Source organism: Streptomyces araujoniae (assembly GCF_050871195.1).
GTDB classification, from domain to species: domain Bacteria; phylum Actinomycetota; class Actinomycetes; order Streptomycetales; family Streptomycetaceae; genus Streptomyces; species Streptomyces bacillaris.
The window spans coordinates 1,394,351-1,415,055 of sequence record NZ_CP194070.1; the positions used below are offsets into that span (position 1 = coordinate 1,394,351).

The 20,705-nt window shown below is 71.6% G+C and carries 20 protein-coding genes; 11 read left to right on the forward strand and 9 right to left on the reverse strand.

Annotated features, from left to right (window positions below):
- The first annotated feature begins 117 nt into the window (after nucleotides 1-117).
- The gene (locus ACQ9ZG_RS05880) at nucleotides 118-792 is read left to right on the forward strand and encodes a FadR/GntR family transcriptional regulator (RefSeq protein WP_018488218.1); all 675 of its coding nucleotides are present in this window, start codon (nucleotides 118-120) and stop codon (nucleotides 790-792) included.
- A gap of 279 nt (nucleotides 793-1,071) precedes the next feature.
- Here ACQ9ZG_RS05880 and ACQ9ZG_RS05885 read toward each other — a convergent pair whose 3' ends face one another.
- The 3 genes from ACQ9ZG_RS05885 to fabG all read right to left on the reverse strand — a co-directional run bounded on the left by ACQ9ZG_RS05885 (nucleotide 1,072) and on the right by fabG (nucleotide 3,189).
- Nucleotides 1,072-1,443, reverse strand: coding sequence for a hypothetical protein (locus ACQ9ZG_RS05885; protein ID WP_109914936.1), 372 nt, complete (start codon nucleotides 1,441-1,443; stop codon nucleotides 1,072-1,074).
- Between the two features lie 253 nt (nucleotides 1,444-1,696).
- Nucleotides 1,697-2,464 (reverse strand): enoyl-ACP reductase FabI, encoded by a 768-nt coding sequence (gene fabI / locus ACQ9ZG_RS05890; protein WP_018488216.1) that lies wholly within the window; start codon nucleotides 2,462-2,464, stop codon nucleotides 1,697-1,699.
- 5 nt (nucleotides 2,465-2,469) lie between these two features.
- Nucleotides 2,470-3,189 (reverse strand): 3-oxoacyl-[acyl-carrier-protein] reductase, encoded by a 720-nt coding sequence (fabG, locus tag ACQ9ZG_RS05895; protein WP_018488215.1) that lies wholly within the window; start codon nucleotides 3,187-3,189, stop codon nucleotides 2,470-2,472.
- Between the two features lie 237 nt (nucleotides 3,190-3,426).
- Between fabG and ACQ9ZG_RS05900 the strand changes: the two genes are divergently transcribed.
- The 3 genes from ACQ9ZG_RS05900 to tyrS are packed head-to-tail and all read left to right on the forward strand — an operon-like array spanning nucleotide 3,427 to nucleotide 7,665.
- Complete coding sequence (locus tag ACQ9ZG_RS05900) at nucleotides 3,427-4,950, forward strand: TldD/PmbA family protein (RefSeq protein WP_084996181.1); 1,524 nt, start codon at nucleotides 3,427-3,429, stop codon at nucleotides 4,948-4,950.
- A complete protein-coding gene (locus ACQ9ZG_RS05905; protein WP_499280058.1) occupies nucleotides 4,947-6,341 on the forward strand; it encodes a metallopeptidase TldD-related protein in 1,395 nt (464 codons plus the stop codon). The genes ACQ9ZG_RS05900 and ACQ9ZG_RS05905 overlap by 4 nt, the downstream gene beginning before the upstream one ends.
- 52 nt (nucleotides 6,342-6,393) lie before the next feature.
- Entirely contained in the window at nucleotides 6,394-7,665 is a 1,272-nt protein-coding gene (gene tyrS / locus ACQ9ZG_RS05910) for a tyrosine--tRNA ligase (protein ID WP_018488212.1), read from the forward strand.
- A 135-nt stretch (nucleotides 7,666-7,800) separates the two neighbouring features.
- Here tyrS and ACQ9ZG_RS05915 read toward each other — a convergent pair whose 3' ends face one another.
- Nucleotides 7,801-8,076: a GlsB/YeaQ/YmgE family stress response membrane protein gene (locus ACQ9ZG_RS05915; protein WP_109915281.1), complete on the reverse strand. Its 276-nt coding sequence runs from the start codon at nucleotides 8,074-8,076 to the stop codon at nucleotides 7,801-7,803.
- A 218-nt stretch (nucleotides 8,077-8,294) separates the two neighbouring features.
- Between ACQ9ZG_RS05915 and ACQ9ZG_RS05920 the strand changes: the two genes are divergently transcribed.
- Nucleotides 8,295-8,672: a DUF3099 domain-containing protein gene (locus ACQ9ZG_RS05920; RefSeq protein WP_026237557.1), complete on the forward strand. Its 378-nt coding sequence runs from the start codon at nucleotides 8,295-8,297 to the stop codon at nucleotides 8,670-8,672.
- Between the two features lie 287 nt (nucleotides 8,673-8,959).
- Nucleotides 8,960-9,202: a hypothetical protein gene (locus tag ACQ9ZG_RS05925; protein WP_028419376.1), complete on the forward strand. Its 243-nt coding sequence runs from the start codon at nucleotides 8,960-8,962 to the stop codon at nucleotides 9,200-9,202.
- A 65-nt stretch (nucleotides 9,203-9,267) separates the two neighbouring features.
- Here ACQ9ZG_RS05925 and moaA read toward each other — a convergent pair whose 3' ends face one another.
- The 3 genes from moaA to ACQ9ZG_RS05940 form a co-directional block, all read right to left on the reverse strand.
- The gene (gene moaA, locus ACQ9ZG_RS05930; protein ID WP_028419375.1) at nucleotides 9,268-10,257 is read right to left on the reverse strand and encodes a GTP 3',8-cyclase MoaA; all 990 of its coding nucleotides are present in this window, start codon (nucleotides 10,255-10,257) and stop codon (nucleotides 9,268-9,270) included.
- A gap of 272 nt (nucleotides 10,258-10,529) precedes the next feature.
- Nucleotides 10,530-12,170 (reverse strand): monocarboxylic acid transporter, encoded by a 1,641-nt coding sequence (locus ACQ9ZG_RS05935; RefSeq protein WP_028419374.1) that lies wholly within the window; start codon nucleotides 12,168-12,170, stop codon nucleotides 10,530-10,532.
- Entirely contained in the window at nucleotides 12,167-12,532 is a 366-nt protein-coding gene (locus ACQ9ZG_RS05940; protein WP_028419373.1) for a DUF485 domain-containing protein, read from the reverse strand. The genes ACQ9ZG_RS05935 and ACQ9ZG_RS05940 overlap by 4 nt, the downstream gene beginning before the upstream one ends.
- 413 nt (nucleotides 12,533-12,945) lie before the next feature.
- On the opposite strand from ACQ9ZG_RS05940, the gene ACQ9ZG_RS05945 reads away from it, so the two are divergent.
- Complete coding sequence (locus ACQ9ZG_RS05945; RefSeq protein ID WP_499280059.1) at nucleotides 12,946-14,484, forward strand: S8 family peptidase; 1,539 nt, start codon at nucleotides 12,946-12,948, stop codon at nucleotides 14,482-14,484.
- 70 nt (nucleotides 14,485-14,554) lie between these two features.
- Here ACQ9ZG_RS05945 and ACQ9ZG_RS05950 read toward each other — a convergent pair whose 3' ends face one another.
- A complete protein-coding gene (locus ACQ9ZG_RS05950; protein WP_109914048.1) occupies nucleotides 14,555-15,247 on the reverse strand; it encodes a lysoplasmalogenase in 693 nt (230 codons plus the stop codon).
- The gene (locus ACQ9ZG_RS05955) at nucleotides 15,244-16,266 is read right to left on the reverse strand and encodes a sterol desaturase family protein (RefSeq protein ID WP_099219257.1); all 1,023 of its coding nucleotides are present in this window, start codon (nucleotides 16,264-16,266) and stop codon (nucleotides 15,244-15,246) included. Before ACQ9ZG_RS05955 ends, ACQ9ZG_RS05950 begins: the two co-directional genes overlap by 4 nt.
- 333 nt (nucleotides 16,267-16,599) lie before the next feature.
- Between ACQ9ZG_RS05955 and ACQ9ZG_RS05960 the strand changes: the two genes are divergently transcribed.
- The 4 genes from ACQ9ZG_RS05960 (at nucleotide 16,600) to ACQ9ZG_RS05975 (ending at nucleotide 20,701) form a co-directional block, all read left to right on the forward strand.
- On the forward strand, nucleotides 16,600-17,631 hold the full coding sequence (locus ACQ9ZG_RS05960; RefSeq protein ID WP_018488202.1) for a DEDDh family exonuclease: 1,032 nt from the start codon (nucleotides 16,600-16,602) through the stop codon (nucleotides 17,629-17,631).
- Between the two features lie 63 nt (nucleotides 17,632-17,694).
- Nucleotides 17,695-17,928, forward strand: a complete 234-nt coding sequence (locus tag ACQ9ZG_RS05965; protein WP_078507646.1) for a metallothionein — start codon at nucleotides 17,695-17,697, stop codon at nucleotides 17,926-17,928.
- A gap of 79 nt (nucleotides 17,929-18,007) precedes the next feature.
- Nucleotides 18,008-18,814 (forward strand): SURF1 family cytochrome oxidase biogenesis protein, encoded by an 807-nt coding sequence (locus tag ACQ9ZG_RS05970; RefSeq protein ID WP_109917491.1) that lies wholly within the window; start codon nucleotides 18,008-18,010, stop codon nucleotides 18,812-18,814.
- A gap of 93 nt (nucleotides 18,815-18,907) precedes the next feature.
- Nucleotides 18,908-20,701: a glycoside hydrolase family 15 protein gene (locus ACQ9ZG_RS05975; protein WP_028419369.1), complete on the forward strand. Its 1,794-nt coding sequence runs from the start codon at nucleotides 18,908-18,910 to the stop codon at nucleotides 20,699-20,701.
- Nucleotides 20,702-20,705 lie beyond the last annotated feature (4 nt).

Sequence of the window (20,705 nt, forward strand, 5' to 3'; positions counted from 1 at the left end):
AGGCCCATCATAGAATCATGGGATGATTGGTTGTCCAATCCTCGGAGGTCCGGGTTCCTGAGAGAATCCGGCCGGACCTCCGTCACATCTCACAGCCCGCCACGAGCAAGGAGCACCATGGCGCTGACGTCTCCCCGGCGTTCGGCACTCGCCGACCAGGTGATCGCGCAACTGCGGAACCAGATCACCTCGGGCGAGTGGCCGGTCGGCTCGCGGATCCCGACCGAGCCGGAGCTGGTCGAGCAGCTCGGCGTGGCCCGCAACACCGTGCGCGAGGCGGTACGGGCCCTGGCGCACAACGGGCTGCTGGACATCCGGCAGGGCTCGGGCACCTATGTGGTCGCCACCAGCGAGCTGGCCGGGGTGATGCACCGCCGCTTCGCCGCCGCCGACCCCCGCCACATCGCGGAGCTGCGCTCGACGCTGGAGTCCTCGGCCGCGCGGCTGGCCGCCGTACGGCGCACCGAGCGCGACCTGCGGCAGCTCGACACGCTGATGGCGCGCCGGGAGGAGGCGTGGGCGTCGGGGGACGCGGAGGCGTTCGTGGCGGCCGACGCGACGCTGCACCTGGCGGTGGTCGCCGCCTCGCACAACGACGTGCTGACCGAGCTGTACGCGGACCTCGGGGATCTGCTGCGCGACTATCTGCGCGGCGACGTGGGGCCGGAGCTGCGCCCCGAGAACCACATGGACCACGCGCGGCTGGTCGAGGCGATCCGGGCGGGGGACGCGGAGACGGCGGCGGCCGAGGCGGCGAGCCATGCGCTGAACTGCCTGGCGGACCGGGTGTGACCCGGGTGTGACCCCCGGCGTGCCCCCGGCGGGGCCGGGGGCACGCCGGGGCCGGGAGCGGAGGCCGCGCCGGGATGGGAGGCCGCGCCGGGAGCCAGGAGCCCAGGCCCCGCCGGGAGTCGGGGGCAGCACCCAGGAGCCAAGGCCGCCCCGGAGCCGGGGGGAACCCCGGAGCCGGGGGCAGCGCCAGGAGCCGAGGCCGCGCCGGAGCCGGGGGCAGCATCAGGAGCCAAGGCCGCGCCGGGAACCAGGGACAGCGCCAGGAGCCGGGGCAGCGCCTCAGACCGGGGCCGGGCGGTGGCTGACCCAGGCGGTCGCGATCTCCTTCCAGCAGCGGTCCTCCAGCCGTACGGTCCGCCCCGGCTCCACCGCCACCTCCGCGCCGTCCGCGTCCACGTCCCACCAGCGGGCGCACTCGGTGTGGAGCTGGACCAGGTCGGTGGAGGGGTACGGGTTGTGGCAGTAGGCGACGACCCGGGAGCCTTCGATCGTCGTACGGCACTCGGAGCCGGCCGGTTCGGGCTCGGCGGGCGCCGCCGCCGTTCCGGAGTCGGCACCGCTGGCCGCGCGGACCCCCAGAGGTACGGCGAGGGCGGCGACGGCCACCGACGCGGCGAGCAGGAGACGGGTGCGGCGACGCTCGGGGCGCACAGCGATCTCCCTCCCGCAGCCTGACCAGAAGTCCGGTTCCTCCACATTCTGCGGTGGATCGGCCGACTTTTCGACCGGAGCGGAACCGGGGCGCCGACCGGAGCGGAACCGGGGCGCCGAAGGGAGCGGGCCCGGGGCACCGGCCGGAGCGGCGGCAGGGGGCAGGGACGGCGACGGCCCCCGGCCGCGTACCGCCTCGGAGAACGACGAGGAGGTGCGCGGCAGGGGGCCGGTGAGCAGGGGTGGCGGCCGGTCAGGCGCCCATCATGTGCACGCCGCTGTCGACGTGGATGATCTCGCCCGTCGTCCGCGGGAAGAAGTCGGAGAGCAGCGCCACGACACCGCGGCCGGCCGGCTCCGGGTCGGACATGTCCCAGGCGAGCGGGGCGCGGGTGTTCCAGACGTCGGCCAGCTCGGCGAAGCCCGGGATGGACTTGGCCGCCATGGAGCCGATCGGTCCGGCGGAGATCAGGTTGCAGCGCAGCCCGTCCTTGCCCAGGTCACGGGCGAGGTAGCGGGAGGTGGCCTCCAGGGCGGCCTTGGCCGGGCCCATCCAGTCGTACTGCGGCCAGGCGTACTGGGCGTCGAAGGTGAGGCCGACGATCGAGCCGCCCTCGCTCATCAGCGGCTTGCAGGCCATGGCCAGCGACTTCAGCGAGAACGCCGAGACGTGCATCGCGGTGGCGACGGACTCGAACGGGGTGTTGAGGAAGTTGCCGCCGAGCGCGTCCTGCGGGGCGAAGCCGATGGAGTGGACGACGCCGTCGAGCGAGCCCAGCTCCTCGCGGACGAGGCCCTCCAGCCGGTCCAGGTGCTCCTGGTTGGTCACGTCCAGCTCGATGACCTTGGCGGGCTTCGGCAGCTTCTTGGCGATGCGCTCGGTCAGGGTCGGGCGCGGGAAGGCGGTGAGGATGACCTCGGCGCCCTGCTCCTGGGCCACCTTCGCGGTGTGGAACGCGATGGACGACTCCATCAGCACCCCGGTGATGAGGATGCGCTTGCCGTCGAGAATTCCGCTCATGGTGATCAGTGACCCATGCCCAATCCGCCGTCAACGGGGATGACGGCTCCAGTGATGTACGACGCGTCGTCGGAGGCGAGGAAGCGCACCGCGGCGGCGATCTCCTCGGGCTGCGCGTAGCGGCCCAGCGGCACCTGGGACACGATGCCCTTGCGCTGCTCCTCGGTGAGCACCTGGGTCATGTCGGTGTCGACAAAGCCGGGGGCGACGACGTTGAAGGTGATGTTCCGGGAGCCCAGCTCACGGGCGAGGGAGCGGGCGAACCCGACCAGTCCGGCCTTGGAGGCGGCGTAGTTCGCCTGGCCCGCCGAGCCGAGGAGGCCGACGACGGAGGAGATCAGGACGACGCGGCCCTTCTTGGCGCGCAGCATGCCGCGGTTGGCGCGCTTGACGACCCGGAAGGTGCCGGTGAGGTTGGTGTCGACGACGGAGGTGAAGTCCTCCTCCGACATCCGCATCAGCAACTGGTCCTTGGTGATGCCGGCGTTGGCGACCAGCACCTCCACGGGACCGTGCTTGTCCTCGATCTCCTTGTAGGCCTGCTCCACCTGCTCGGCGTCGGTGATGTCGCAGCGGACCGCGAGAACGCCGGCTTCGGTGAGGGCCTGGGGCGGCTCGCCGGAGCGGTAGGTGATCGCTACCTGGTCGCCGTTGTCGGCGAAGGCGCGGGCGATGGCGAGGCCGATGCCCCGGTTTCCTCCGGTGACGAGAACCGAGCGGCTCAACGGATCACCCTTTCCTTGGCGGTGTGGTGCGCAGTCCATGACGGGCTGGTACGTCGAAAACCTATCGGTACCGTGCTCCGATCGGGGAATCGGGCCCTGACAGTGGCTTGTCCGGGGTGCTGTGGGGTTCCTACAGTCCGCACGGTTGCATGTCGGGCACACATGCCCGCGATATCCCCGGCTGTCCACACCGTGCGCGTGGTTCACTGCCGTCGTGTATCGAGAAGGGAATTCCCTGTGCCCCACGAGGTAGATCAGTCATTCCTGGCCCTGCCGTTGCGCGCCCTGGCCGACGCGGCGCTCGCGCGGGCGCGGGCCCTCGGCGCCACGCACGCCGACTTCCGGCTGGAGCGGGTGCGCAGCGCCTCCCTGCGGCTGCGGGACGCGCGCCCGGCCGGGGCTTCGGACAGTACGGACCTCGGGTACGCGGTGCGGGTCGTGCACGGTGGCGCCTGGGGGTTCGCCTCGGGCGTGGACCTGACGATGGACGCGGCGGCGAAGGTGGCCTCGCAGGCCGTGGCGATGGCCAAGCTGTCGGCGAAGGTGATCGCGGCCGCCGGTTCCGACGAGCGGGTCGAGCTGGCGGACGAGCCGGTGCACGGCGAGCGGACCTGGGTCTCGGCGTACGACGTCGACCCGTTCTCCGTACCGGACGAGGAGAAGGCGGCGCTGCTCGCGGAGTGGAGCGGGCGGCTGCTGGGCGGGGAGGGGGTGGCGCACGTGGACGCCTCCCTGATGACCGTGCACGAGAACAAGTTCTACGCGGACACGGCGGGGACGGTCACCACGCAGCAGCGGGTGCGCATCCAGCCGCAGTTGACGGCGGTGGCGGTGGACTCCGCGACCGGTGAGTTCGACTCGATGCGGACGATCGCGCCGCCGGCCGGGCGCGGCTGGGAGTATCTGACCGGCACCGGCTGGGACTGGGACGCGGAGCTGGAGCAGATCCCGGGGCTGCTGGCGGAGAAGATGCGGGCGCCGGGCGTCGAGGCGGGGACGTACGACCTGGTGGTCGACCCGTCGAACCTGTGGCTGACCATCCACGAGTCGATCGGTCACGCCACCGAGCTGGACCGGGCGCTCGGTTACGAGGCGGCGTACGCGGGCACGTCGTTCGCCACCTTCGACCAGCTCGGCAAGCTGGCGTACGGCTCCCCCGTCATGAACGTGACCGGTGACCGCACCGCCGAACACGGCCTCGCGACCATCGGGTACGACGACGAGGGCGTCGAGGCGCAGTCCTGGGACCTGGTCAAGAACGGCACCCTGGTCGGCTACCAGCTGGACCGCCGCATCGCGAAGCTCACGGGTCTGGGCCGCTCCAACGGGTGCGCGTTCGCGGACTCGCCGGGCCACGTCCCCGTACAGCGCATGGCGAACGTGTCGCTCCGGCCGGACCCGGGCGGGCTGTCGACGGAGGACCTGATCGGCGGGGTCGAGCGCGGGATCTACGTGGTCGGTGACCGGTCCTGGTCGATCGACATGCAGCGCTACAACTTCCAGTTCACCGGGCAGCGGTTCTTCCGCATCGAGAACGGCCGCCTCGCCGGGCAGCTGCGCGATGTGGCGTACCAGGCGACGACGACGGACTTCTGGGGCTCGATGGAGAAGGTCGGCGGCCCGCAGACGTACGTCCTCGGCGGCGCGTTCAACTGCGGCAAGGCCCAGCCGGGCCAGGTCGCGGCGGTCTCGCACGGCTGCCCCTCCGCCCTCTTCCGAGGCGTGAACATCCTCAACACGACGCAGGAGGCCGGACGATGAGCCGGGTCAGCAAGCCGTACGAGATCGTCGAGCGGGCTCTGGAGCTGTCCACCACGGACGGTCTGGTGGTCGTCGCCGACGAGCACTCCTCCGCCAATCTGCGCTGGGCGGGCAACGCGCTCACCACCAACGGGGTGACCCGGGGGCGGACCCTCACCGTCATCGCGACCGTGGACGGGGCGAAGGGCACGGCCTCCGGTGTCGTCTCCCGGTCCGCCGTGACGGCCGACGACCTGGAGCCGCTGGTGCGGGCCGCCGAGGCCGCCGCCCGGGGCGCGGGTCCGGCGGAGGACGCGCAGCCGCTGGTGAGCGGGGTGCCGTCGTCCCCGGACTTCACGGACGCGCCCGCCGAGACCGGCTCGGAGGTCTTCGCGGACTTCGCCCCGGCCCTCGGTGACGCCTTCGCCCGGGCCCGCTCGGGGGACCGCGAGCTGTACGGGTTCGCCAACCACGAGCTGACCTCCACCTATCTGGGGACGTCGACGGGGCTGCGGCTCCGCCACGACCAGCCGACCGGGACACTGGAGCTGAACGCCAAGTCGCCGGACCGGACCCGTTCCGCGTGGGCGGGGCGGTCGACCCGGGACTTCAAGGACGTCGACCCGGCGGCGATGGACGCGGAGCTGGCGCGGCGGCTGGGCTGGGCCGAGCGGCGGATCGACCTGCCCGCCGGACGGTACGAGACGCTGCTGCCGCCGACCGCCGTGGCGGACCTGCTGATCTACCAGCTCTGGTCGTCCACGGCACGGGACGCGGTGGAGGGCCGTACGGTCTTCTCCCGGCCGGGCGGCGGTACGCGGCTGGGCGAGACCTTGGCGCCGCTGCCGCTGACCCTGCGCAGCGACCCGCACGCGCCGGGTCTGGAGTCGGCGCCGTTCGTGATCGCCCACTCCTCCGGTGACAGTGCCTCGGTCTTCGACAACGGGCTGCCGCTGGCCCCGACGGACTGGCTCCGGGAGGGGAGGCTGGAGCGGCTGACGACGACCCGGCACTCCGCGGCCCTCACCGGGCTGCCGGTGGCCCCGGCGATCGACAACCTGGTGCTGGACGGGGGCGGTGAGCGGTCGCTGGAGGAGATGGTGGCCGCGACGACCGGGCGGGCGCTGCTGCTGACCTGCCTCTGGTACATCAGGGAGGTGGACCCGGCGACGCTGCTGCTGACCGGGCTGACCCGGGACGGCGTCTATCTGGTGGAGGACGGCGAGGTGGTCGGTGAGGTGAACAACTTCCGGTTCAACGAGTCGCCGGTGGACCTGCTCTCCCGGGCCTCGGAGGCGGGGCGTACGGAGAAGACGCTGCCGCGCGAGTGGGGCGACTGGTTCACCCGGGCCGCGATGCCGGCGCTGCGCATCCCGGACTTCAACATGAGCTCGGTCAGCCAGGGGGTGTGACCCGCCTAGACTGACTCTTAAACCCCTACACCTATTGAGGAGCACCGGAACCGTGACGGACATCGTCGACGAGCTGAAGTGGCGCGGGCTGTTCGCCCAGTCCACTGACGAGGACGCATTGCGCAAGGCTCTCGCGGACGGTCCCGTCACGTTCTATTGCGGCTTCGACCCGACGGCGGCGAGCCTGCACGTGGGCCACCTCGTGCAGGTCCTCACCGTGCGCCGGCTCCAGCAGGCGGGGCACCGCCCGCTCGCCCTGGTCGGCGGGGCCACCGGTCAGATCGGTGACCCGCGCCCGACCGCCGAGCGCACGCTGAACGACCCGGAGACCATCGCGGCCTGGGTGCAGCGGCTGCGGGAGCAGATCGAGCCCTTCCTCACCTTCGAGGGGCCGAACGCGGCGACCATGGTCAACAACCTGGACTGGACCGCGGGGATGTCCGCGATCGAGTTCCTGCGGGACATCGGCAAGCACTTCCGGGTCAACAAGATGCTCACCAAGGACTCGGTCGCCCGCCGGCTGGAGTCGCAGGAGGGCATCAGCTACACGGAGTTCAGCTACCAGCTGCTCCAGGGGATGGACTTCCTGGAGCTGTACCGCCGCTACGGCTGCGTCCTCCAGCAGGGCGGCAGCGACCAGTGGGGCAACCTCACCGCGGGTATCGACCTGATCCACCGGCTGGAGCCGGGTGCCACCGTGCACGCGCTGGCGACGCCGCTGATGGTGAAGGCGGACGGGACCAAGTTCGGCAAGTCCGAGAGCGGTGCCGTCTGGCTGGACCCGGAGATGACCACGCCGTACGCGTTCTACCAGTTCTGGCTGAACGTGGACGACCGGGACATCTCGCGCTACATGCGCATCCTCAGCTTCAGGAGCCGCGCGGAGCTGGAGGAGCTGGAGCAGCTGACCGAGGAGCGGCCGCAGGCCCGTTCGGCGCAGCGCGCGCTGGCCGAGGAGCTGACCACGCTGGTGCACGGCGGCGAGCAGTGCGCGGCGGTCATCGCGGCGTCGAAGGCGCTGTTCGGGCAGGGCGATCTGGCCGAGCTGGACGAGGCGACGCTGAGCGCCGCCCTCTCCGAGGTGCCGCACGCCCGGGTCCCCGAGCTGGGCCCGCTGGTGGACCTGCTGGTCGAGGTCGGCCTCGCGCCGAGCAAGTCGGGAGCCCGCCGCACGGTCAAGGAGGGCGGGGCCTACGTGAACAACGTGAAGGTCGTCGACGGCGAGGTCGCTCCGGACGCCGGGGAGCTGCTGCACGGGCGCTGGCTGGTGCTGCGCCGGGGCAAGAAGAACCTGGCGGCGGTGGAGGTCGTCCCGGCCGGCTGATCCACGCCGCCGCATCACGTACGAGCACGACAGCGCCACGTACGGCCTGGCGCCACGTACGGCACGAAAGCGCCGCGGCCGGACACGCGAGGAAGAGCGTGTCCGGCCGCGGCGCTGTGGTTTCCGGCCCCGGGGTCAGGTTCTGCTTCTGTTGCCCCGGATGGACTGCCAGGCCATGTCCCCCACCCCGACGACGGCCACGGCGCCGATCAGCTGGAGCAGATGGCGGATCCAGTCGATGCCCTTGGTGTCCGCGACGCCGATCCAGCCGGCCACGGCATTACCGAGGATGGAGCCGAGAATACCGAACACGATCGTCAGCCAGAGCGGGATGTCCTGTTTGCCCGGCAGGATCGCCCGCGCGATCACACCGAGCACCAGGCCCACGATGATTGCCCACAACCAGCCCATTTCGCCTCCTCGTACAGCGCGGAGTGCGCGTCCGCCCCAGTCTCGGGGCCGCCCGGCGGGGCCGCACTCCGGGCAGGGCCGTACGGGTGGGGCGTACAGGTGGGGCGGTTGCCGTACGCCACCGGGGCGCCCCGGTCTTCGGTCCGGCGCGGGCCCGGCGTACGGTGGATGCGGCCCGGTCCGGGACCGTCCGGCACAGAGATCTGGTGGTGGAACACATGCTGCGGAAGAGCGACGAGGTGGAGGTCTTCCGGATCACGGGGGCCCGTCAGGGGCTGGCCGACGACGTGCGGGGCAGGCAGCGGCGGTATGTGATCTCGATGTCCGTGCGTACGGTCTCGGTGGTGCTGGCCGCGGTGCTGTGGAACGTGGAGCGGCATGTGGCGATCGTGGCGCTGGCGCTGGGGGTGCTGCTGCCGTACATCGCGGTGGTCATCGCCAACGCGGGCCGGGAAAATGCCCCTTCGTTGCCGTCGACGTATCTTTCGGCGCCGGTCCGGCCCGCCGTGGAGGCGGCTCCGGCGGCCGGTTCCGCCGAGTCGGCGGGGCCTCACGAGCGCCCGGGATGGGTGCCTCCGGCGCACGAGCGCAGGTGACCGTACGTACCCCGGGAAGCGCGGGAAATGGTCAGATCAATCATGACGTTCCGGTGCACCGCACCCCGGTCCCCGTGACATACTTCGAATGCGCTCCGCATCCCCCGTCGGAGCGATGGACCGACGCCGGGCAGCTCCCCCCGTGGCTGCCCGGCGTCGCCGTTTCTCCGGCCGGGGATGCGTCGTCCGCCGTGCGCGGCAGCGGACTTCACCGTGGACGGCACCCCGCCGCGGCGGGCCCGCCGGCTGACTCCGGGCCGTCGCCCGGCCTGACTTAGGCTGGTCCCGTGATCTTCCCCGAGACCTCCGCCGAGAGCGCCGCCGGTGCCCCGATCTGTTCCGCCAAGGGCTGCCGGGCCGACGCGGTCTGGGTGCTCGCCTGGAACAACCCCAAGCTGCACACGCCGGACCGGCGCAAGACGTGGCTGGCCTGCGAGGAGCACCGGGAGCACCTGTCGCAGTTCCTGGGCGTACGGGGGTTCCTCAAGGAGGTCGTGGCGCTGGCGGACTGGGAGTCGGGGAGCTCCTAGGGCCTGTCGTCGAACTGCCGTCGTCGCCCGGCAGACGGCAGGGTGACGACGGCCCTGGAGGTGCGTCAGCCTCCGATGGCCGACATCGGCCGGTCCGGCTGGAGGAAGGACGGGTCGTCCAGTCCGGAGCCCGCCTTCTTGCCCCACATGGCGACCTTCCAGAGCCGGGCGATCTCCGCGTCCGGCGCGTCCGAGCGGAGGGCGGAGCGCAGGTCCGTCTCCTCGCGGGCGAAGAGGCAGGTGCGGATCTGGCCGTCGGCGGTGAGCCGGGTGCGGTCGCAGGCCCGGCAGAACGGGCGGGTGACCGAGGCGATCACGCCCACGCGGTGCGGGCCGCCGTCGACGGTCCAGCGCTCGGCGGGGGCGGAGCCGCGGGCCTCGTCGTCCTCCGGGGCGAGGGTGAAGCGGGTGCGCAGCGAGGCGAGGATGTCGCCCGCGGTGATCATGCCGTCGCGCTTCCAGCCGTGCTGGGCGTCCAGGGGCATCTGCTCGATGAAGCGCAGCTCGTAGTCGTTGGCCACGGCCCAGGCGAGCAGTTCGGGGGCCTCGTCGTCGTTGAGTCCCGGCATCAGGACGGAGTTGACCTTCACCGGGGTGAGGCCGGCCTCGCGGGCGGCTTCGAGGCCTTCCAGCACGTCCTTGTGGCGGTCGCGGCGGGTGAGGGTCTTGAAGACGTCGGGGCGCAGGGTGTCCAGCGAGACGTTGACCCGGTCGAGGCCCGCGGCCCGGAGGGCGGCGGCGGTCCGCTTGAGGCCGATGCCGTTGGTCGTGAGGGACATGCGGGGGCGCGGGGTCAGCGCGGCGCACTGCTCGACGATGGAGACGAGGCCGGGGCGGAGCAGGGGCTCGCCGCCGGTGAAGCGGACCTCGGTGATGCCGAGGGAGGTGACCGCGATGCGGATCAGGCGCACGATCTCGTCGTCGGAGAGCAGCTCGCTCTTGCCGAGCCACTGCAGCCCTTCTTCCGGCATGCAGTAGGTGCACCGCAGATTGCACTTGTCGGTCAGTGACACGCGCAGATCGGTGGCGACCCTGTCATAGGTGTCGATGAGCACGGTGGGTCCCTCCCCCGGTGGTGTCCGCGATGGTGCGGTCATGTGTCTCTCCGGCTGACATGCGGCTGTCCGGCGGGAAGGTGTCGCCCGGTCGGCCTGCGCCGTCCCCGGCCGCCGTCCTCTCCGCCGTCTCTTCCGAGCCTACGTGAGACCGGTGACATCGCGGGGGCCCGTTTGCCACGAGGTGCGGCCGGGCCGCGTCGTAGGACTCTACGACGCGGCCCGGGCCTCACGCCGGCCGATGAGCCGAACGGCTCGGTGGGCGGGTGCTCTCAGTGCGCTCCGGTGCCGGTCAGGGACTTGACCTCCAGCTCGGCGTACTTGTCGGCGTCGGCCTTCTCCTTGGAGATCACCGAGCCGACCCAGCCGAGCAGGAAGCCCAGCGGGATCGAGATCAGGCCGGGGTTCTCCAGGGGGAACCAGGCGAAGTCGACGCCCGGGAACATCGACGTCGGCTTGGAGGAGACGACCGGCGAGAAGAGCACCAGCAGGACGGAGGAGGCGAGACCGCCGTAGATGGACCAGAGGGCCCCCTGCGTGGTGAACCGCTTCCAGAAGAGGCTGTAGAGGATCGTCGGCAGGTTGGCGGAGGCGGCGACCGCGAAGGCCAGGGCGACCAGTCCGGCGACGTTGAGGTCGCGGGCGAGTGCGCCGAGGGCGATGGAGACGACGCCGATGGCGACGGTGGCCCAGCGGGCGGCGCGGACCTCCTCCTTCTCGGTGGCCTTCCCCTTGCGGATGACGTTGGCGTAGATGTCGTGCGCGAAGGACGAGGAGGAGGCGAGGGTGAGTCCGGCGACGACGGCGAGGATGGTCGCGAAGGCGACGGCGGAGATCACCGCGAGGAGGATCGCGCCGCCGGTGGAGCCGGAGCCGCCGCCGATCTCCAGGGCCGCGAGTGGCGCGGCCGTGTTGCCCGCCTTGTTCGAGGCGATGATGTCGTCGGGGTTGAGGATCGCGGCGGCGCCGAAGCCGAGCACGATCGTCATCAGGTAGAAGGCGCCGATGATGCCGATCGCCCAGTTCACGGACTTACGGGCGGCCTTGGCGGTGGGCACGGTGTAGAAGCGGATCAGGATGTGCGGCAGACCCGCGGTGCCGAGGACCAGGGCGATGCCGAGCGAGATGAAGTCCAGCTTCGAGACGCCGGTGGCGCCGTACTTCAGACCGGGCTCCAGGAAGGCCGCGCCCTTGCCGCTGTTGCTGGCGGCGGTGCCGAGCAGGTCGGAGATGTTGAAGTTGAACTTCAGCAGGATCAGGAAGGTGATGAGCAGGGTGCCCGCGATGAGCAGGACGGCCTTGACCATCTGCACCCAGGTGGTGCCCTTCATGCCGCCGATGGTGACGTAAAGGATCATCAGCACGCCGACCAGGGCGACGATGACGATCTTGCCGAAGTCGCTGGTGATGCCGAGCAGCAGCGAGACGAGGACGCCCGCACCGGCCATCTGGGCCAGCAGGTAGAAGATCGAGACGACGATGGTGGAGGTGCCCGCGGCCGTACGGACGGGGCGCTGGCGCATCCGGTAGGCGAGGACGTCGCCCATGGTGTAACGGCCGGAGTTGCGCAGCGGTTCGGCGACCAGGAGCAGGGCGACGAGCCAGGCGACGAGGAAGCCGATGGAGTAGAGGAAGCCGTCGTAGCCGAAGAGGGCGATGGCGCCCGCGATGCCGAGGAAGGACGCGGCGGACATGTAGTCGCCGGAGACCGCGAGTCCGTTCTGGAATCCGGTGAACTGGCGGCCGCCCGCGTAGAAGTCGGCGGCGCTCTTGGTCTGGCGGCCGGCCCACACGGTGATGAAGAGGGTGGCCACGACGAAGGCGGCGAACAGCGTGATGATCAGCGGCCGGTGCTCACCCGCGCTGTCGGCGGCGAGCTGGACGGTCGGGTAGAGGGTGTGGGCGGCGCTCATGCGTCGGCCTCCATACGGGACTTGATCGCTTCGGCCTTCGGGTCGAGCTTGGTGGCGGCGTGCCGGGAGTAGAGCCAGGCGATGAGGAAGGTGGTGGCGAACTGGGCGAGGCCGAGGACGAGCGCCAGGTTGATGTTGCCGAGGATCTTGGTGCCCATGAAGTCGGCCGCGTAGCTGCAGAGCAGGACGTAGAGCAGGTACCAGGCGACGAAGCCGACGGTGAGCGGGAAGGCGAAGGAACGGAACGAGCGGCGCAGGTCGGCGAACTCGGCACTCGCCTGCACCGCTTTGTACGCCTCGGTGGTGGGCTGGGCAGGGCTCGTGCCGACCGGGCCCTCGGGCGGCGGTGCATCGGTAGCCACGGAATCTCCTCGCGACGCTGGTGCGGTGATCTGGGGAACGGTGGGTGTCATGGGAGGCCTCGTTACCGGGGGACGGTGATGTGCCTCCTGGACAACGGCACGGAGAGCGCGACGAAGCGGTTCACCGGATCTTTCGCCTTCTCGGCCGCATGGTGCCGGCCGGGCGGGCTCGGCCGCGGTGGACCGGACGCTCGATCCCGGTGGGCGGGGAGCACGGCCCCCAGGGGCCCGGAGGCTCGATTCCGGTGACGGGAAGGCCACCCGTACGCATTCGGCCGCACAGGTGCACTCTTCGAACTCACTTGCCCCAAATCGTTGATACGCCGGGAAGATCAACGGTAGCTTCACTCGTCATGTACGCGACCGAACACGCCAGGTGTCCGGTCGTCCGGCACGGATGATGTGGAGAACCCATGGCTCATCTGGCATCGAGACGGGCGCGCGCACTGGCGCTGCCCGTCGGACTCGCTCTCGTCGCCTCGCTCGGCGTCCTGCCGGCGGCGACGGCCACGGCGGCGCCCACCGGCGCCCCGGCCACCGCGACCCCGCGGACCGACGGCCCGAAGCTCAGCTACGTCGTCAACACCGGGACCGGCCGCGCGGCCGTCCGGCAGGTGGAGAAGGCCGTCGAGCAGGCCGGTGGCACGGTCGTCATCTCGTACGAGCAGATCGGCGTGATCGTCGCCCACTCGCAGAACCCGGCCTTCGGCGAAACGATCCGGCGCGTACGGGGGGTGGCGTCGGCGGGCGCGACCCGGACCAACCCGATCGTGCCCCAGGCCACCAAGGACGTCGGTGCCATAGCGCAGCCGCTGACCGAGGCCCAGGCCGCCGCCGCGGCAGCCGCTGCGACGGCGGACGAGGACCCGCTGGAGCCGCTCCAGTGGTCGCTGCCCGCGATCAAGGCGGACAAGGCGCACCAGAAGTCGCTGGGCTCGAAGCGGGTCACGGTCGCCGTCATCGACACGGGCGTCGACGACACCCACCCGGACCTGGCGCCCAACTTCGACCGTGCCGCCTCCGTCAACTGTGTGACGGGCGCTCCGGACACCACCGCCGGCTCCTGGCGACCGGCGGCGGGCGAGAGCGACCACGGCACTCATGTGGCGGGCACCATCGCCGCGGCGAAGAACGGCTTCGGCGTGACCGGTGTGGCGCCGGGTGTGAAGGTCTCCGGCATCAAGGTCTCCACCCCCGAGGGCCTCTTCTACACCGAGGCCGTGGTCTGCGGCTTCCTGTGGGCGGCCGAGCGGGGCGTCGACGTGACGAACAACAGCTACTACACCGACCCGTGGCTGTTCGCCTGCAAGAACGACGCCGACCAGGGCGCCCTGGTCGAGTCCCTCACCCGGGCCGTCAAGTACGCCGAGCGCAAGGGCACGGTCAACGTCGCCGCCGCGGGCAACGCCCGCCACGACCTGGCCGCCCGCACGATCGAGGACCGGACCAGCCCGAACGACACCGAGCCGGTCACCCGGACGATCGACCCGCGCGTCTGCCCCGACATCCCGACCATGCTGCCGGGCGTCGTGACGGTCGCCGCGACGGGTGCCAAGGGCCTCAAGTCCTCGTACTCGAACTACGGCAAGGGCGTCATCGACGTCGCGGCGCCGGGCGGTGACTCGACGGTCTACCAGACCCCCGAGCCGCCGGCCGTCAACGGGCTGATCCTCTCCACGCTGCCGGGCGGCAGGTTCGGCTACAAGGCCGGTACGTCGATGGCGTCCCCGCACGTCGCGGGCGTGGTGGCCCTCATCAAGTCCCGCCACCCCTACGCCTCGCCGGCCGCGGTGAAGGTGCTGCTGGGCCTCCAGGCGGACGCGAAGGCGTGCGGCGAGCCGTACGACTACAACGGTGACGGGGTCATCGACGCGGTCTGCGAGGGCGGCAAGAGCTACAACGGCTTCTACGGGGCCGGTGTGGTGGACGCGCTGGACGCGGTGCGCTGGTAGACGCCTGACGCGCCGGGCACGGTCATGGGCAGGGGCCCGGGGGATCTCCCCCGGGCCCCTGCTCGTACGTTCACGCCCCCTGCGGGCGGACGGCCCGGGCCGCCCCCAGCGCCCCGAGGGCCAGCAGGAGTTGCGCGGCGATGTAGGTGAGCATCACCCAGAAGTCGGGGGCGGGCAGCCGGGGCCACTCCGCGATACCGGTGGCGATGAGGGCGTCGGAGAGCAGGAAGAGCGCCCCGCCGGCCGCCGCGTACCGGCCGAGGACCCCGGCCCGCCACGCCATCGCGGTGAGCAGCAGGCTGTAGCCGGCCACCGGAACACGCAGCTCCGCCGGGAGGTCGGACCAGATCAGGACGAGGAAGACGGCGAGGACGAGGACGTACGCGACCCCGGTGGCCAGGGCCGCCGGGGCCCGGTCGCGGCCGAAGAGCGTCAGGTAGCAGAGATGGCCGACGGCGAAGGAGCCCATCCCGAGGAGGAACGCCAGGTCGTTGTCGGCGAGCAGGAACACGTCCCCGCCCCACCCGAACAGCAGGGCCGCGACCAGCAGCCGGGGCCCGCCCCGGACCGCCGCGTACCCGGCGAGCAGCGGCATCAGCAGCGGCTTGGCGACCAGGTGGACGGTGTCGAGCCCGGCGAGGAGCCCGGCCAGGTCGACGGCGGCGGCGAGGAGGAAGGCGATGAGCAGGGGCCGCGCGAACCGCCCGGCCCGTGGTGCGGTGGCGCGTCCCGGGCGGGTGGGACGGGAGGCCGTGGCGCTCATCGGGTGGGCTCCGGGGCGGCGGCCTGAGCGGGTACGGGGGCGGGTGCGGGAGCTTCGCCGCGTACGGCGGCGGGTGCGGGAGCTTCGCCGCCCACCGGCGCGGGTTCGGGGGCCTGTCCGCCTACGGGGGCAGGTGCTTCGACCGCTGCGGCGGCTCCGCCGGACACCGGCTCCGCCCACGTCTTCGCCGCGGGCTGCCAGCCCGGCCCCCGGAAGACCCGCCCGGCGCGCTCGCTCCAGCTGTCGGCGGCCCGGACGTCCCGGGCGATGGCCGCGTACTCGTGGGTGGCCACGCGCAGCGGGTTGTGGGTGGAGATGTTCTTGGTGAGCCCGTAGACGGGCCGCTCGGTCTCGGCCGCGAAGGAGCCGAACATCCGGTCCCAGATGATCAGGATCCCGCCGTAGTTGCGGTCCAGGTAGCTGCCCTGCGAGGCGTGGTGGACGCGGTGGTGCGACGGCGTGTTGAGGACGTACTCGAAGGGGCGCGGGAGCTTGCCGACGCGCTCGGTGTGGACCCAGAACTGGTAGACGAGGTTGGCCGACTGGCAGAAGGCGAGGGCCGCCGGGTGGACACCGCAGGCGATCATCGGCAGGTAGAAGGGCCAGACGGTCGCGGAGGTCCAGGGCTGGCGGAGCGCGGTGGTGAGGTTGAACTTCCGGCTGGAGTGGTGGACCACGTGGCAGGCCCACAGGATCCGGATGACGTGGTGGCCCCGGTGGGACCAGTAGTAGAAGAAGTCCTGGGCGAGGAGCATCAGCAGGACCGTCCACCACACGACCGGCACGCGCAGCGGTGTCAGCTCGTAGACCGCCATGTAGACGGCGAGGACGGGGATCTTCCACAGCAGGTCGAACCCGAGGCTGCCGAGCCCCATGGTGACGCTGGTGGCGGCGTCCTTGGTGTCGTATCCGGCGGCGTCCTCGTCCGGATGGAAGCGGTAGCTGACCATCTCGATCACGGTGAGCAGCACGAAGGCCGGTATTGACCACAGCACGACATCGGGCAGGTTCGGCTCCATGCGAGCACCGTAGGGCCGCCCGTCGGTGAGGGCTAGAGGTTGTTACCCACAAGTATGCGAGACCCGCTGTCAGCAGTCTTTGGCACCTTCCGCCAATGGACGGGGCCGCAGGATCTCCGGAGCGCGCGTGGTCGAGCGGGAGGAACGCGCGCGTCCGGTACGGACGTTGCGTTGATCGGCCGGCGACGGCGGTGCCCGGCGCGGCGGCGACGACCCCGGGACCGGACGCGGGCACGGCCCCGGACCCGGCCCGTCCGCCCCCCTGGCCCTCCCGGTGGACGAGCCGCCGGGCACCACCGAATAGGGCACTGTCAGTCGCGGCCCGTATTCTCTGTGACCATGCTCGACGACCGTCAGACAGCCGCGCCGTGGCCGACCGCCTACCCGCAGGGGTACGCGGTCGTCGACGTGGAGACCACCGGCCTCGCCCGGGACGACCGGATCATCTCCGCCGCCGTCTACCGGCTCGACGCCCTGGGCAATGTCGAGGACCACTGGTACACGCTGGTGAACCCCGAGCGGGATCCCGGTCCCGTCTGGATCCACGGGCTGACGAGCGATGTGCTGGAGGGCGCGCCGCTCTTCCCCGAAGTGGCCGGGGAGTTGTCGGCGCGGCTCGCGGACCGGGTGCTCGTGGCGCACAACGCGGCGTTCGACTGGTCGATGATCGCCCGGGAGTACGCCCGGGCCTCGGTCGTCGCCCCGGTCGAGCAGCGGCTCTGCACGATCGCGCTGGCCAAGGAGCTGCGGCTGCCGCTGCCCAACCACAAACTGGCCTCGCTCGCCGCCCACTTCGGCGTCGTACAGCAGCACGCGCACCACGCCCTGGACGACGCCCGGGTGCTGGCCGAGGCGTTCCGGCCGAGTCTGCACGCGGCGGCGCGGGACGGGGTGCGGCTGCCGTTGCTGGAGTGCCGGCCGCTGACCGAGTGGTCCGACTCCCCCGTCACCCCGCGCGTCGGATACCGCCCGGCCCGGCAGCCGAACAGCTGGCGGCCCTCGCGGAAGCGGCCGGCCTGCCCGTATCCGAATCCGGGGCGGTACGAGAAGGAGAGGCCGCTCAAGCAGGGGATGCGGGTGGCGTTCTCCGGGGACACCTCGGTCGACCGGGAGCTGCTGGAGGACCGGGCCGTGGAGGCGGGGCTGCATGTGGCGACCAGCGTGTCGCGGCTGACCAGCCTGCTGGTCACCAACGACCCGGACTCGGCCACCTCCAAGACGCAGAAGGCGAAGGCGTTCGGGACGCCGGTCGTGGACGAGAGCGCCTTCACCCATCTGCTGCGCGATGTGGCCCCCGCCGACGGGACCGCGCTGCCCCGGCAGGCCACCCCGCCGCCGTCGGAGGCCACCCCGTCATCGGAGTGAACCGGGCGCGACTCGCCCCGCGCCCGCTCGCCCGTCGCCGCCGGGCGTCCCACCCTGTGGCGCATGGCACGTTGTGAGGTTTGCGGAAACGACTACGGCATGTCCTTCGAGGTGCACGCACAAGGTGCGGTGCACGTCTTCGACTGCTTCGCCTGCGCCATCCACCGCATGGCGCCGATCTGCGAGCACTGCCGGGTCCAGGTGATCGGGCAGGGCGTCGAGGCCGACGGGCAGTGGTACTGCGGCGCCCACTGCGCCCGCGCCGAGGGGAAGGCGGGCATCGTGGACAAAGTGTGACGCAACCACTCACCGTCGGGCAGTCCCGACCACACCCCCTGAGTGCCGCACGCCATGACCCCGGTTGTACGGTCATGGGGTGTACCGCTTCCTGTTGACCCGGCAGTGGGTTCTCCTCACCCTTCTCGGGCTCGTCCTGATGCCGACGATGGTCGAGCTGGGGTTCTGGCAGTTCCACCGCCACGAGCGGCGGGTCGCGCAGAACGAGCTGATCTCCCGGAACCTGGAGGCCGCCCCGGCCCCGGTCACCGATCTCACCTCCCCCGGGCACACCGTCCCGCGTGACGACTACTGGCGGGCGGTGACCGCGACGGGCACGTTCGACACCGAGCACGAGGTGGTCGTCCGCCGCCGGACGTCGGCGGACGACCAGATCGGTGTGCACGTGCTGACCCCGCTGGACCTCAAGGGCGGCGGCACCGTCCTCGTCAACCGGGGCTGGGTCCCCGCCGCGCCCGACCAGACGGCGTTTCCGGAGGTGCCGCCCGCCCCCCGGGGTGAAGTGACCGTCACCGGGCGGCTCAAGGCGGACGAGACGACCGGCAGCAGCGGGATCAAGGACCTGGCGGGGCTGCCGGACCGGCAGGTCATGCTGATCAACAGCGAGCAGCAGGCTCAGCTGCTCTCCCGGGAGGTCCTCGGCGGATACATCGAGCAGACCTCCCCCGAGCCCTCGGGCGGGCTGCCCGAGCAGATCCCGGACCCCGACGACAGCTCGATCGGCGCCCATATGGCGTACGCGGTCCAGTGGTGGCTGTTCGTCGCCGCCGTCCCGGTCGGCTGGATCATCCTCGTACGGCGGGAGAAGCGGGACCGCGAGGAGGCCGCCGCCAAGGGCGAGCCGGCCGCCGAGGACACCGAGCAGCCCGCCCCCGCGAGCGCCTGAGCCCGTCCGCCGCCCGGTTCCCGGCAGCTCCTGAGAGGTCCGGCACACCGGTTGCCTGGTTGACGAAGGGCCGGTTCGGGAAAACGCCAGAGCGTGACCCCACGTATCGAGGACTACGCTCTGATCGGCGATCTCCAGGCCGCCGCGCTCGTCGGCAGGAACGGTTCGATCGACTGGCTCTGCCTGCCCCGCTTCGACTCCGGCGCCTGTTTCGCGGCCCTGCTCGGCACCGAGGAGAACGGCCACTGGCGCATCGCCCCGCAGGGCGCCGGACCCTCCGACACCTGCACCCGGCGCGGCTACGCGGGTGATTCGCTGGTCCTGGAGACGTACTGGGAGACCCGGACCGGCACGGTCAAGGTCGTCGACTTCATGCCGCAGCGCGACAAGTCGCCCGATGTGATGCGGATCGTGGAGGGCGTCAGCGGCAGCGTCGACATGAGCTCCGTGCTGCGGCTGCGCTTCGACTTCGGCTCCGTCGTGCCCTGGGTGCGCAAGTCGCACGGCCACCGGGTCGCGGTCGCGGGGCCCGACTCCGTGTGGCTGCGCAGCGAGCCGCCGGTCAAGACGTGGGGCCAGCAGTTCAGCACCTGCTCCTCGTTCACCGTCGCGGAGGGCGAGAGCGTGGCGTTCGTGCTGACCTGGCACCCCTCGCACTCGCCGCGTCCGAAGCTGATCGACCCGCACAAGGCGCTCAAGCACACGCTGCACGACTGGGCGAAGTGGACCGAGCGGTGCACCTACGAGGGGCCCTACCGCGAGGCCGTGCTCCGTTCGCTGATCACGCTCAAGGCGCTGACGTACGCGCCGACCGGCGGCATCGTGGCGGCCGCGACCACCTCGCTGCCGGAGGAGATCGGTGGCGTACGGAACTGGGACTACCGCTTCTGCTGGCTGCGGGACGCCACGCTCACCCTCGGGGCGATGGTCTCGGCCGGGTATCTGGAGGAGGCGGAGGCCTGGCGGGACTGGCTGCTGCGGGCCGTCGCCGGGGACCCCGCCGACCTCCAGATCATGTACGGGCTCGCGGGTGAGCGCCGGCTGCCGGAGTCGGAGCTGCCCTGGCTCGCCGGATACGAGAACTCGCGCCCGGTGCGGATCGGGAACGCGGCCGTACGCCAGCGCCAGCTGGACGTCTACGGCGAGGTCATCGACGCGCTCCGGCTCGCCAGGGTCGCCGGGCTGGACGACCAGCGGCACGCCTGGAACCTCCAGCTCAGTCTGCTGGGCTTCCTGGAGTCGTCGTGGCGCGAGCCGGACGAGGGGCTGTGGGAGATCCGGGGCGCGCGCCGCCACTTCGTCCACTCCAAGGTGATGGCCTGGGTCGCCGCCGACCGGGCGGTCCGCTCGCTGGAGGAGAACCCGGAGCTGGCCGGGGACGCGGACCGCTGGCGGGCGATGCGGGACGCCGTCCACGCCGAGGTGTGCGAGAAGGGGTACGACCCCGACCGGAACACCTTCACCCAGTCCTACGGGTCACGGGAGCTGGACGCCTCGACGCTGCTGATCGTGCGGACCGGGTTCCTGCCGCCGGACGACCCCCGGGTCATCGGCACGGTCGACGCGGTCCGCGCCGAGCTGGGCAGCGACGGACTGGTCCGCCGCTACAGCACCGAGGGCGCCTCCGTCGACGGGCTGCCCGGCGACGAGGGGGCGTTCCTGGCCTGCTCGTTCTGGCTGGTGGACGCGTTGCAGCGGATCGGCAGGCCGGAGGAGGCACGGGAGCTGTTCGAGCATCTGCTGGAGCTGCGCAACGACGTGGGGCTGCTGGCCGAGGAGTACGACGTGACGGCCGGACGCCAGCTGGGCAACTTCCCGCAGGCGTTCAGCCATATCGGACTGGTCAACTCCGCGGTCGACCTGGCCGGGGAGGACCCGGCAGGATAGGGCC